This is a genomic window from Burkholderia humptydooensis (assembly GCF_001513745.1).
In the GTDB taxonomy this organism is placed as follows: domain Bacteria; phylum Pseudomonadota; class Gammaproteobacteria; order Burkholderiales; family Burkholderiaceae; genus Burkholderia; species Burkholderia humptydooensis.
The window spans coordinates 2,267,169-2,279,371 of sequence record NZ_CP013382.1 but is presented as its reverse complement, the minus strand read 5'-3'; the positions used below and the strand labels follow the sequence as shown (position 1 = coordinate 2,279,371).

The 12,203-nt window shown below is 60.1% G+C and carries 8 protein-coding genes and 2 pseudogenes; 3 read left to right on the top strand and 7 right to left on the bottom strand.

The window, feature by feature from the left end:
• The first annotated feature begins 394 nt into the window (after positions 1-394).
• Complete coding sequence (locus AQ610_RS28780; protein WP_006027793.1) at positions 395-1,897, top strand: DHA2 family efflux MFS transporter permease subunit; 1,503 nt, start codon at positions 395-397, stop codon at positions 1,895-1,897.
• A gap of 224 nt (positions 1,898-2,121) precedes the next feature.
• On the opposite strand, the gene AQ610_RS28775 is transcribed toward AQ610_RS28780, so the two are convergent.
• The 3 genes and pseudogenes from AQ610_RS28775 to AQ610_RS35305 form a co-directional block, all read right to left on the bottom strand.
• Positions 2,122-2,817, bottom strand: a complete 696-nt coding sequence (locus AQ610_RS28775) for a TetR/AcrR family transcriptional regulator (protein WP_015603725.1) — start codon at positions 2,815-2,817, stop codon at positions 2,122-2,124.
• Between the two features lie 180 nt (positions 2,818-2,997).
• Positions 2,998-3,537 (bottom strand): MFS transporter, encoded by a 540-nt coding sequence (locus AQ610_RS28770; protein ID WP_009916024.1) that lies wholly within the window; start codon positions 3,535-3,537, stop codon positions 2,998-3,000.
• A 424-nt stretch (positions 3,538-3,961) separates the two neighbouring features.
• Positions 3,962-4,255: pseudogene (locus AQ610_RS35305) on the bottom strand (transposase); the annotation flags it as partial.
• Between the two features lie 130 nt (positions 4,256-4,385).
• Between AQ610_RS35305 and AQ610_RS35300 the strand changes: the two are divergent.
• Entirely contained in the window at positions 4,386-5,483 is a 1,098-nt protein-coding gene (locus tag AQ610_RS35300; RefSeq protein WP_231749011.1) for a multidrug effflux MFS transporter, read from the top strand.
• A 783-nt stretch (positions 5,484-6,266) separates the two neighbouring features.
• Here the strand turns inward: AQ610_RS35300 and AQ610_RS35290 are convergent.
• The 4 genes and pseudogenes from AQ610_RS35290 to AQ610_RS28745 form a co-directional block, all read right to left on the bottom strand.
• Positions 6,267-6,407: pseudogene (locus AQ610_RS35290) on the bottom strand (chromo domain-containing protein); the annotation flags it as partial.
• An 85-nt stretch (positions 6,408-6,492) separates the two neighbouring features.
• Positions 6,493-7,062 carry a methyltransferase family protein gene (locus tag AQ610_RS28755; protein ID WP_099975895.1) on the bottom strand — a complete coding sequence of 190 codons (570 nt, stop codon included), beginning with the start codon at positions 7,060-7,062 and terminating at the stop codon, positions 6,493-6,495.
• A 72-nt stretch (positions 7,063-7,134) separates the two neighbouring features.
• The gene (locus tag AQ610_RS28750) at positions 7,135-8,472 is read right to left on the bottom strand and encodes an LLM class flavin-dependent oxidoreductase (protein WP_009916032.1); all 1,338 of its coding nucleotides are present in this window, start codon (positions 8,470-8,472) and stop codon (positions 7,135-7,137) included.
• Positions 8,473-8,533: 61 nt separating this feature from the next.
• Positions 8,534-11,359: a non-ribosomal peptide synthetase gene (locus AQ610_RS28745; protein ID WP_080595145.1), complete on the bottom strand. Its 2,826-nt coding sequence runs from the start codon at positions 11,357-11,359 to the stop codon at positions 8,534-8,536.
• A 249-nt stretch (positions 11,360-11,608) separates the two neighbouring features.
• On the opposite strand from AQ610_RS28745, the gene AQ610_RS35285 reads away from it, so the two are divergent.
• On the top strand, positions 11,609-12,049 hold the full coding sequence (locus AQ610_RS35285; protein WP_080595144.1) for an NADPH-dependent FMN reductase: 441 nt from the start codon (positions 11,609-11,611) through the stop codon (positions 12,047-12,049).
• The last annotated feature ends 154 nt before the right edge of the window (positions 12,050-12,203 follow it).

Below are 12,203 nucleotides of genomic sequence, written 5' to 3'. Positions count from 1 at the left end.
GTCGTCGATGACGCCGTGCGTGCCCGAGTGGGCCGGCAGGGCCGTGATACGAGCACTGCCAGTGCTGCCACGTGCCGGCCTGTGTCCCACCCTCCTGCATCGCTTCCGGCAGATCCGGCATGGCGTTCGTTCCGCGGTTGCTTCGATCATGATGGCGGTGAGTTAAACGATGGCGGGGATGCGGTACGTTTCGACGCAGGCTGTGACACTAGTGCGTATCCAGGTGCGCCGCCGATTCAATCACTCATCTGGTTCACCCGCATCGACCGCCGCCTCTGGCGCACAAGAGTTTGCAGTCTTGACAACGCTCACGGTATCGCGAGCGATTATTATTGACCGACGGTCGGTCAATATATAGCATGGGAACTGCTTTCAGACTATCTAATGGATCGCCATGCACAGATATCGCCTTCCCGCCTTAGTCGCGGCTGCCTATTTGGGCACATTTCTTGCTTCTATCGATATCAGTATCGTGAACGTAGCGCTGCCGACCCTTCAACTGGCAATGCGGGCCGATCTGGCCGGCCTGCAATGGGTTGTCAACGTGTATGCCATAGCCCTATCGGCCGTGATGCTGTCGGCCGGGCCGTTGGGGGACCGCTATGGGCATAAGCGAGTGTGGCTTGGCAGTGTTCTTTTGTTTGTCCTTGGATCAATTACCTGCGCGGCGGCAGGCCGCCTCGATATGCTCCTGTGGGGGCGCGCGATTCAAGGCATCGCCGGTGCGTTGCTGATTCCCGGCGCCATGCCTATCCTTACTCATGCGTTCCCGGATCCGCGCCAACGCGCTCGCGCGATCGGCGGATGGTCCGCCTTCAATGCGCTTGCGCTGATTTCCGGGCCGTTGCTTGGTGGGCTCTTGGTCGAGCATGTTGGCTGGAAGAGCGTTTTCCTCGTGAATGTCCCTCTGGGCATCGCCGCAGCATTGCTCGGCGCATGGGGCATCCCGGAACGCAAGCATCCCGATCACGCGGCGTTTGATCCGGTGGGGCAGGTGCTCAGCATGGTGTGGTTGGGGATGCTCAGCTACGGCCTGATCGGGATCGGTGAGCACGGCACCTCTCCGGATAAGGTGATGAAGCCTTTGAGCATCGCCCTGGTGGGGTTCGTCGCATTCGTCTGGATCGAAACGCGTGTGCCGCGGCCGCTGTTTCCCGTGCAGTTGTTCCGCAACCGCTCGTTGGCACTGGCGAATCTGGCGTCGTTTGCGCTTGGCTTCTCGGCCTACAGCAGTCTCTTCTTTCTGTCTCTCTACCTTCAGCAAGCGAAAGGAAGTGCGCCCGCGCTGGCTGGCTGGCAACTCGTGCCGCAGTTCGCTGTGATGGCAGCGGCATCGCTCTTGTTCGGTCGCCTCGCAGCGCGTTTTTCGCTGAAATTGCTGATGGTTGCGGGCTACGCGTTGGTCGGCTTGGCGCTATGCATCATGGTTTCCTTCACGCCATGGACGTCCGATGCCGTGATCAAGCTGGTCTTTGCGGTCCTGGGGCTGGGGATGGGGCTGTCCGTGCCCGCAACCGGCATGATGGTCATGGGGTATGCGCCTTCGGAGCGCTCGGGCATTGCGTCGGCTACGATGAACGCTTTGCGCCAAACCGGAATGACCTTGGGGATCGCCATGCTGGGCAGCGCTATGAGCGTTTGCGCTGTCCGCCAACTGACGGTTTCGGTCGCGGCGGCGGGCGCGAGCGATCCTGCAAGAATGGCGAGGAGTGCAGTGCTGGACCATATGTTGCCGACGCAGCAAGCATGGGTCTCCGATCTGTATCGGTCTGCCATGGCCGGCGGTTTCGCACTCGCCATGGCATGCGCCGGTGTGGTCTGCCTGTTGATAGCATGCCTATTGCTCTTCTTTCATACCGAGCGACCCGCTCTCCAGGTGGCGCCGACGAACAAGTAGTGCGTCGATAGAGGCTCCAGTTATGGTTGCGATACCTCGGCTGCTTCGCCGCAGTAGCCGAGGAACGACAGCTTATGCGTGCAACAGAACGTTGGCATATCGAATAATCGACACTGTCTGGAACCACCAAGGGGCTGAAGGGCGAGTCTGGCGCGTTGTTGCTTGATCGTGGTTGACGCGGCGCACGCCTGACTGAACCGGGCACGCTTTCCATGCATGAGCGTTCAGGAACTGTCGGCCGGATTTTCACGGCCGGCTGCCTGGCGCGACCGGCGGCGCGGCTTGGGCGGCTGCCCGTCGTCGGCAACGCCGACCATGCGCAGGCAGACCGCGATGACATCACGGGCGAATTTGGAGCAATCCGTCTCCTGAGCTGCGATCGCGTCGTCCGTGACGCCGTGCACGCCCGTGTAGATCAGGAGGGCGGTGACGCGTGATTGCGCAAGTTGCCATACGCCTGCCCGCGCGCCGCCGTCAAGAATGTCCTGTAACTGGTCGAGGATGGCGTTCTTTTCGCGATTGCTGCGGTTGTGATGATGATGGTCGGTGTACACGATGTCGTGCGTGCGATATGTCTCGACGTAGACCTCGATGCTCGTGCGGATCCAGGTGCAAAGTCGACCTAACCAATCGTCCTCGGCGCACGCGTCGACGGCTTGTTTCAGGCTGTCCAGGAATTGCGCCGTGTAGCGTTGGCCCATGGCAGTCAGCAATTCGTGCTTGGATGCGAAGTAATGATAGAAGGTGCCCTTGGCAACCTGAGCCAGTTCGACGATATCGTTGATCGTGGTGGCCTCGACGCCTTGCTCCAGGAACAACTTTTCCGCCGCGGCCATCAATTCGTCTAAACGTACTTCGGCTGGCTTGGTGCGGGGAGATTTCGGCGTTCCCTGCTCGCGCTGGCTGGTCTTGTATCTCATCATGCAGATTGGAAGCTCGTATGCAAAAGTCAGAAGTCTAGGCCATGAAACGGTTGTAACCAACCTGTCGTTGATGACCCTTCGCAGGTCGAATTGTGCATGAAAATCAGTTCCGGTGAGGTTCCGTGCATCAACGCTGCGTTGTACGCCCAGGTCGGGAGGCGGGGGAACGCTGCCGCTTCAGACGCGCTGTGGCCGTTCCGGCAACGTGCGCAGGAGCAGGCTGGCGATCACGACGGCCGCGAGGTTGAACAGCATGCTGTAGACGAATGCACTCTGAAGCTGAGGAAGCGCGTCCAGGTCCAACAGTTTCCTGAGCGCAATTTGCATGATCGTGCTGGCGGAGTCACGCCGAACGCGGCTCCCAACTGCTGCAAAGTGGAGAGAACCCCCGGCCGCCATGCCCGCGCACTCGCCGTGTACGGTCGCTATCCTGATGCTCAGGAGCGGCGTCATCACCATACCTTGAGTGGGCCCCAGTGCAAACAGCGCGGGCAGCAAGAGCCACGGGAACCGGAGAATCGGGATATGCATCACCACGATCATCAAGAGAACGAAGCTCGCGGCATACAAGATTGCGCCCAGAGAAATGAACCAGGGGCCGTGGCGATTGACCAGTCTCGGCATCAACAGGGGAGAAAGCGAAAATCCGATACTGGTGGAAACATAAATCATGCCGGCCTGAAACGGATTCATTTTCAGGTCAAATTGGAGAAGCATGAAGAAGCTCAGCGTAAATGAGCCTGCGTTTACATAGATTCACATAACCAGCAGCGATTCTTTCGCGAATGGCATGTTTCAAAGGAGTTTCATGTCCACGAGTGGGACGTGTCCGTTGCCGCGTACCGGTTTTCATGGAATGCAGAAAAATATAGGGTGAAGAGGTCTGTCAATATCAGCACGTTGCTTCAAAATTCCAACTCCACGCGGAAATCATCAGCAACGGGAGCAATGCGATGGAGATCCCGATGCTCGACAGCGCAATGCCGATCCAGTCCAGGGATTGTTTCCGCATCGGCCGTGCGTCTTTCAATTGGCGAGAAAAATACAGCGCTACCATGCCGATGGGGACGTTGATGAAGAAAATGGTGCGCCGTTGCAGGTCGAGAAAATTGGCTCTGTTGAAATTTGAGTGGGTTACGCCAGCATGCTGGTTGATCGAAGCGAAGTCGAGCTTGCCGGCGATCAGGAACAGCACGGTACGCATGGCGGTGAGGTTGGCGTAGCCGCGCGCGCGTCGCTTGGCGGCCTGAAACAGGCCGTTGAGCGCCTCCAGGAAGCCGTTGGTCTGACGCGTCTGGGTCCAGGCGACGATGCCGTCGAAGTGCTTGGGGATCATGCGCGCAACCTCCTTCATGGGTTCGACCTTGGAGCGCATCACGTTGGTACACCACTGCTCGAGCATCTCGGAGACGACGTTGATCTGCTTGCGATCGAGGAAATTTTTGGAGACTTCTACGCGGTTGCGGGAACCTGCCGGTGCTCTATACGCCCTCTTGTCAGCATTTCCAACCGGTAGCGTTGGCGTATGCCACCGCGTTGTTTACAAACTGCAAGGAAAGAAAGCGATGGAAAGCAAAGAAATAGGTATTTCAAAATCAGCGCCGTCTTTGAACTTGGTTGTCGTCTCTCTTCTTTGCGCGTGCTCGGTTCTGCCTCTGAGTATATTTTTACCGTCGTTGCCTAATATTTTCAGCGATCTACACGTTGACTATGCGGTCATGAGCCTCTCGCTAGCCGGATACGCGGGACTCTCCGCGATTCTTGAGCTCTTCATGGGCTCGCTGTCGGATCGCTTCGGTCGTCGGCCGATTATTTTATTGAGTCTTGCTTTGTTCACGATTGGGTCACTAGGGTGTGCCCTCGCGACCAACGCATGGTCATTTCTTGCGTCCCGGTTTGTTCAGGCTGCAGTAACGTCTAGTTACCCAGTTTCGATAGCGGCAGTCCGAGACGTCTTTGGAAAGGAGGCGGCAGGAAAGATCGGCTACGCGGCGACGGCCGCGGCGCTAGCACCTATGTTAGGGCCAGCATTGGGTGGTTTTCTCGATGAAATCTTCGGCTGGCGCGCCAACTTCTGGGTGCTTGCCGGTGTGGGGGCGCTGTTGTTCGTGTTCTGCTGGATCGACCTTGACGAGACCAAGACCAATATTTCCAGGTCGATAAAAGCGCAGCTCGAAGCGTATCCGATTCTTCTCCGCTCGAACCGTTTCTGGGGTTATACGGTTTGCCTCGCTTGTTCCACCGGTGCATTCTATGCATTCCTCACCGGTGTACCCACGACTGCAAAAATATCGTTCAACTTATCGCCTGCGGCACTAGGCGCATACATGGGAGCCATTACACTGGGGTTTATGTCAGGGAGTTTTTTGTCCGGACGCTATTCGAAACGATGGTCGCTTGCGAGAACCATGGTTTGGGGACGTATTCTGGCGTGCTTCGGTCCATTGATCAGTCTTACTATCGCCCTGCTCGGCACTTCGGAAGTATTCTGGGTGCTCGCACCCTGCATGCTCGTCGGAATCGGCAATGGCCTTTCGAGTCCATGTGCGAATGCTGGCGCCGTCTCGGTGCATCCAACACTAGCGGGAAGCGCAGCTGGTCTCGCAGGTTGCATCACGATAGGGGGGGATTCCTGTTTTCTTCCGGAACTGGAGTTATCTTGACTGCGAAAAATGCTGGATATTCACCATTTGGCATGATGTTGTTTGCGTGCGCGCTTGCACTTGCGGCATCTGTCTATGTCTTCCATTTGGAAGAGCGACGCTCGCAAGTTTAACTTCGTTAGTTGATTGGCGACGAGCGGGTAACGTCACGTGGGATCTGAGGTCCGCTAACCGCTCAGAACACCAATCTTCGTTCCCATATTGATGACGAGTCGTGGTCACACCATCGCGTCCATGAAACCAGTCCCGCCGTCTCGGGAAGCCTGCGGCCCTGATCCGGCTGGTGGCCAGCTTTTGCCGAGGGTACATGCCAATCAACTGTCGGCGTCGAGGGAGGAGTTCTCATGCTGGTCAACGAACTGTCTCAGGGCGCCATCGACCAGATCATGCATGGGCATGAGCGAGGCCAATCTCGCTAGGGCGGTGTTGTCGGGGCACCTCAAGTTGCCGAAGCGCTGACGGCCTCCGGACTGAAGGCGTGCGACACCGCGCTCGGCGCCGCGCGCGGGCGGCCGCCGGCGCCGGCGGATCCGCGCCATCGAGCGCCGCGTTGAACAACGCCTCGACCGACTGGAACCGACGCACCGCGTTCGCCTTGGTGTAGAGCGTCTTCGTGCCCAGGCTCGCGTGGCCGAGCAGCTCTCGCATGTCGAGGATGTCGGCGCCGGCGTCCAGGCCCATAGTTCGCGAACGTGTGACCCAGCCAGTGCGTGCTCGCGTAGTGCAGATCCGCGGCCGCGTTCGGGTACGCGATCGCCAGTTGGTCGGCGGCCCGCGCGAAGACGCCTTCTTGAGCGCGGCGAGCTGCTCGTTGAGCGTCGCCCGGTCCAGCGTTCCAGGGAGCAGTTGCTTGATCAGTTCCGGGCACAGGTTCAAGCCCTTGCCCGGTTCTATCGTATCTTCTTCCTTGCGTTTGCGTGGCATAAAAGTGGCTCATTGGCCGTCAGTTTATGCCTCGCACACAATGTTTCGGATAGGTTCGCGGGGGCCGCATCTTCGGCGGCCCCGCTCAATATACCTTGGGAATCAGGGCGGCCGTTCTGGCTTGATACTGCGTGTATTCGTCGCCGAATGCATCCAACAGCCAGCGCTCCTCGCGGCGGATCTTGACTAGATAGCATCCAGCTACGACCGCAAACAGCACGAAGCTGCGCAGGTCGCCAGCCATCAGCGCCGTGCCGAGCGCGGCCGCGAGCACACCCGTGTAAATCGGATGGCGGACGATCGCATAGGGCCCGCCCTGGATCAGGCGATGGTCTTCCTTCAGCGCGACCGCGCCCGCCCAGTATTGGCCGAGCCAGTATCGAGCCCAGCCCGCAAAGCTCATGCCGATGACGCACAGCAGTAGCCCGATCCAGAGCGCTTCGGCAACCGCCACCATGCGGTGCGTCGGCAGTCCCAAGAGTTGAAGCGGCATCGCCATTAACACAAGGCTGCCCATAACGAGTGCGATGTGAACCGTCTGCGCGGGCCCCGTCGCACGCCGGACGGTCTTGCGTGCGTGACGGGCGGCGACGAGCCAGTAGCCGATGAAGCCGCTCCAGACAATCATCGGCAACCATGTTGAGAGTGTATTCATTTCAATTCTCCTGAAATGTGACCGGTGGAAATCGAAAGGTCGGACTCGTTCGAGGGCAAGCGGCCACGCCGCTCATCGCGCGAACCAGTGCGCTGGGCGTGGCAATTCGAGGTGATCGCGCAGCGTGCTGCCTTCGTACTCGGTGCGGAACAGGCCGCGCCGCTGCAGTTCGGGCACTACTTGCTCGACGAAATCGACAAATCCGCCCGGGAAATACGGCGGCATCACGATGAAGCCGTCCGCCGCGTGATGCGTGAAGCGTTCCTCGAGCTGATCGGCTATGTGTTGCGGTGTGCCGCGAACGATCCAGTGCCCGCGCGCGCACGCAACCGACAGGTAGAGTTCCTTCACGGTGAGCTTCTGCTCACGGGCCGTGCGCACGAGCAGCGCTAGCCGACTCTTGCCCGCGTTTGTTTCGGGAAGCTCCGGCAACGGATCATCGAGGCGGCAGCCCGACAGATCCGCGCCACCGAGCATCGCCGCCAGCAGTGCCATCCCGACGTCCGGATGCACTAGCGCCTGCAATTGGGCATATTTTTCTTCGGCTTCGTCGGCCGTGCGCCCGGTGATTGGGAACACGCCAGGCATCACCTTCAGGTGCCGCGGCGAGCGGCCGGCCGCCTCGACGAGCGCCTTCAGGTCCGCGTAGAACGCCTGCGCGTCCGCAAGCGACTGCTGGATCGTGAAAATGCCTTCCGCCGTTTCGGCCGCGAGCGCCTTGCCCGCCTCGGACTGGCCCGCCTCGAACAGCACCGGATGACCTTGCGGCGCACGCGCGATATTGAGAGGCCCGCGCACCGCGAAATGCTCGCCGTGATGATGCAGCAAATGCAGCTTGCGCTCGTCGAAGTAAAGGCCGGCATCCTTGTCGTACAGGAACGCGTCGTCCTCCCAGCTATCCCAGAGGCCTTTCACGACGTGCACGAATTCCCGTGCGCGCGCGTAGCGATCCGCATGCGAGCTATGCACGTCGCGGCTGAAATTCAGCGCCTCGGATTCGTTCGACGACGTCACGACGTTCCATCCCGCGCGCCCGCCGCTCAAGTGATCGAGCGACGCGAACTTGCGCGCAACGTGAAACGGCTCGTTGTACGTGGTCGTCGCGGTCGCGACGAGGCCGATGCGCTCCGTCACGGACGACAGCGCGGAAAGCAGCGTCAGCGGCTCGAACTGTGCGACGAACTTCACGCTGCGACTCAACTCCTTGATGTCGGTTCCCCAGACGCCAAGCGTGTCGGCGATGAACGCCATGTCAAACTTCGCCCGCTCGGCGAGCCGCACCATGTCGACGTGGTGCCGAAAGCTCATCCCACCCTCCGCGCGCGCGTCCGGGTGGCGCCATGCGGCAACGTGGTGCCCGGGTTGATAGAGGAATACTCCCAGCTTCATCTTCGTCGTGCGCTGTGTCATGGCGTTCCTGAATGAAGGAGATCGAAGGATCGTCGGCCGTCCGCCCGGAGGGCCGTATGCGTCACGCGTATCGCTCGCTGGCATTGAGCGCCGCCTTGAAGCGTGCCTGGAACGTGTCGAGATGCGGCGGCGCGATTATCGTATGGTGTTCGCCCGGCACATCGACGAAGGTCGCGCATTCGCTTACGCAGTCGTGCCACGCTTCGAGTTCGCGATGGCGCCATGCATGCCTATCGATGCCGTTTTCCGTCATCCAGGGCAGCGGTGTCGCATGGAACACTTGCACGGTCCGCACGCGGCCCGCCGGCCGATACGCGCGGCCGATGTCGATGAGCCCACGCGATAGATCGGCCCACGCGAGCATCCGGTTCGCATTGAGATCGAGCTCAATCCGTTTGCGCGCCGGCACGGTCGACAGCAGCCATTCGGCACGCTCGCGCCGGCTCATCGCGCGCAGGGAAGGCGCCCACTCGACCATCTGGTACCGGTCGACAAGCGACAGGAAGAACGCAAGGTTCAGCAGTGCGTCGGCATCGTCCATCTGCGGCATTCGCGCGAGCATGTCCGGCGGGAAATCGATGATCCCGACGAATGCCATCCGCTCGCCACGCGCTTCCAGGCGCCGGGCGATCTCGAATGCCACCGCGGCGCCGTACGAGTAGCCGGCGATCGCGTACGGACCGCACGGCTGCACGTCGCGCATTGCGAGCAGATAGGTCTCGACCATTTCGTCGAAGCTGTTGAAGCGGCGCTCGCCGGGATTGAAGCCGCGGGCGCGCAGCGCATAGAAGGGCCGTTCGCCGATGAAGTGCTTCGCGAGATTCGCAAACACCAACACGTCGCCGAGGCCTGGGTGAACGCAGAAGAGCGGCGTCCGTCTTCCGCTGCGGTGGAACGGAACGAGCGGCGTGTAGGTCGCGTCTTCGCGCGCGTGGCGGTGCGCGAGGAAGGCCGCGAACTCGCGGATCGTCGGGTGGTGCATAAGCGTGACGGTGGGCAGCGTGTCGAGCCCGAATCGCCGCTGCACCTTGTCCTTGAACCGGATGATGTCGAGCGACGTGCCACCCAGCTCGAAGAAGTTCATCGCAGCGCCAAGCATCGATGCGTCGAGCCCGAAGATCTCCGCATAGATGTCCGCGAGCATGTACTCGGCGTCGCCTTCCAACGGCGTCCGCGCGCCGAGCCGATGCGCAAGCGCGGCGTTCACGCGCACTAGCGGAGCGGTGAACATGCCTGATTCGAAGCGCTTACGCAACTTCATGCGCTGCAGCTTGCCGAGGCTCGTCTTCGGCATGTCGGTGACATCGAGTGGCAAGATCATCGATGGTCGGAAACCCCAGTGCAGCACGACCCGCTCGCGAATCTCGGTGAGCGTCCGATACAGCGCGTCTGCGTCGTCGACCGGGAAAGTCGGATGAAAGAAGATCGCGAGGTGCTCGCTATCCTGTCTGGGCAGCCGGATCGGCACAGCCGCCACATAGGATTCTGCGATACCGTCCACCTGCTCGAGCACAGTTTCGATCTCGTGTACGTGGTAATTGACCCCGTGCACGATCACGCTTTCCTTCGTGCGCCCGACAAGCGTTAGCACGCCGTCGTCGAGGCGTCCTGAATCGCCGGTGCGGAACCAGCCGTCCAGTGTGAAGGCTTCCGCGTTCGCATCGTCGTTCTTCAGGTAGCCGGAGAAGATCATCGGTCCGCGCAACTGCAACTCGCCTGGCTCACCGTCCGGCACGACACGGCCCTCCGCGTCGACGATGCGCATCGTGAGGCCGTCGATCCCCATACCGAGCGGCGCGAACTCCTTGTCGATGCCTGACGCCGGATAGTCGCGCGCATAGACGCTGCCCGCGCAGGTCTCGGTCATGCCGAACGCGGGGGCGAGCACGTTCCGGCGCAGGCCGAAGCGTGCAAGCCGATCTAGGAAATGTAGCGCGGTTGCGTTCACAACCGCTTCGCCGCCCGAGACGATGATCTTCAGGTGCGACAAATCGAGCGGCTCAAGTTCGGCACTGCGCGCGAGCGCCTGATTGATGAGGCCGAGCAGAAAGTTCGGCGTGAATGTCATGCCGACCCGATAGCGGCCGAGCAGCTTGATGAAGTTCAGCGGCGAGCCGATGATCGCGTCGGTTGGCACGTGCAGTTGAACCGCGCCAACTGCCAGCGGCAGCATGTGGCATTCGAGCAAGCTTGCGACGTGGTCGCACGCGATCCAGTTTAGCGTTATATCCGAAGGCACAAGCTGCTGGCGCGCGATCTTGCCAGCCATCGACGCGAGCACGTTGCGATGTCTGAGCATCACGGCCTTCGGCTTGCCGGTCGAGCCGGACGTCAGCATCAGCATCGCGAGATCGTCCCGGCTCGCGTGCTGGAATGCGATGCTTGGCGGAAACGCGCGCAGCGATTCGACGCTGGTCGTGCGCACGTCGCCGAGCAATGCGGAGTCTTTGTCAGCCGTAACAAAGAGCGGTCCGTCGAGCAGCGCCGACACGTGGGCAACGTAGGCCGCGCGGTCCATGTCGGTGCCGCGTAGCGGCGGCAACGGGCAAGGCACATAGCCGCCCAGCAGGCACGCCCAGAAGACAGGAAAGAACTCCCGCGGCTCGTCGAGTCGGATCGCCACGCGGGCTTCGCGTGAGATGCCCGACGACTGCAAGCCTGCGAGAACACGACGCGCGTCAGCGAGCATCATAGGGTAGCGGATCAGACGCGCGCGCAATTCGCGATCGAAGATGACGTAGCCGGCCTCGGAGTGCTGTTCGACCGCTTGCAGAAATAGCTGCGAGATGCTGTCACACTCGACGACGCGCCGGATGAAGAAGTCTAGCGTCTTGTCCTGGAACTCGATCTCGTCCGTGTCAAACTGCCCGGCCAACGTCACTCTCATATCCGCTCCTTATCGAGGGAATTCTCGTTCGTTGAACAAAAGTCGTCGTCAAATACAAGAAGGACTTGTGGTTTTCGATTCATTTGCGTACACCCAAGCTCAATCGGATGTATTTTATTTAAAATAAATCACTAATAAATTTATCGTGCAGATCAAATTTAAGACTCCGTATCTGATTTTTTCGTGCCGTAGATTACTGTCGATGAGTATTACGAATTCCCGCATCGAGGCAGCCGCACTGATTAATAAATGGAGGAACATTTGACCAATTCAACACAATGCCGTGGCGGGCCACTCATCGTCGGCATCGGCGGCACGGGCCTGACCACATCCTCGACCGGATATGCACTTGCGGTTGCATTAAGCGTAACGCAATCGATGGACGCATCGATCAGGCATATCGGAGCAGAGCTACTTTACGAATTGTCGTTTTATAAGCCACAGTGTGGGCTGAGAGATGAAATCCAGAAAGCGTTTGTCGAGATAGTAAGAAATTCGAATGCGGTCATTATCGCCAGCCCCGCTTACCACGGCGGAATGTCCGGCGTGATCAAGAATGCGCTTGACACGCTGGACGATTTGCGATCGGATGACCGGCCTTATCTCGACGGACGCGCGGTAGGCTGCATCGTGAGGTCGCATGGTCCGCAGGCGGGCGGCGCGACGCTCGCTGCGATGCGCTCGAGTTGATCCCGTTGAGCTTGCACGTTCATGCCGAGTCCCGGGCTACGCCGAGTCGAAGTACACAGGCGCTTGCTGAACGACACGCTCTGTTTTTCCGTTCGGCATTGTCTGGAACTCTATCCCGCCAGGTGACGGGGGGAAGGAACAGACATGAGCATCG

Bases quoted from the DNA above. Each gene is read 5' to 3' on its own strand.
- AQ610_RS28775 (WP_015603725.1), bottom strand. From the start codon at position 2,817: ATGAGATACAAGACCAGCCAGCGCGAGCAGGGAACGCCGAAATCTCCC.
- AQ610_RS28755 (WP_099975895.1), bottom strand. From the start codon at position 7,062: ATGAATACACTCTCAACATGGTTGCCGATGATTGTCTGGAGCGGCTTC.
- AQ610_RS28770 (WP_009916024.1), bottom strand. From the start codon at position 3,537: ATGCTTCTCCAATTTGACCTGAAAATGAATCCGTTTCAGGCCGGCATG.
- AQ610_RS35300 (WP_231749011.1), top strand. From the start codon at position 4,386: ATGGAAAGCAAAGAAATAGGTATTTCAAAATCAGCGCCGTCTTTGAAC.
- AQ610_RS35285 (WP_080595144.1), top strand. From the start codon at position 11,609: ATGGAGGAACATTTGACCAATTCAACACAATGCCGTGGCGGGCCACTC.
- AQ610_RS28750 (WP_009916032.1), bottom strand. From the start codon at position 8,472: ATGACACAGCGCACGACGAAGATGAAGCTGGGAGTATTCCTCTATCAA.
- AQ610_RS28780 (WP_006027793.1), top strand. From the start codon at position 395: ATGCACAGATATCGCCTTCCCGCCTTAGTCGCGGCTGCCTATTTGGGC.
- AQ610_RS28745 (WP_080595145.1), bottom strand. From the start codon at position 11,359: ATGAGAGTGACGTTGGCCGGGCAGTTTGACACGGACGAGATCGAGTTC.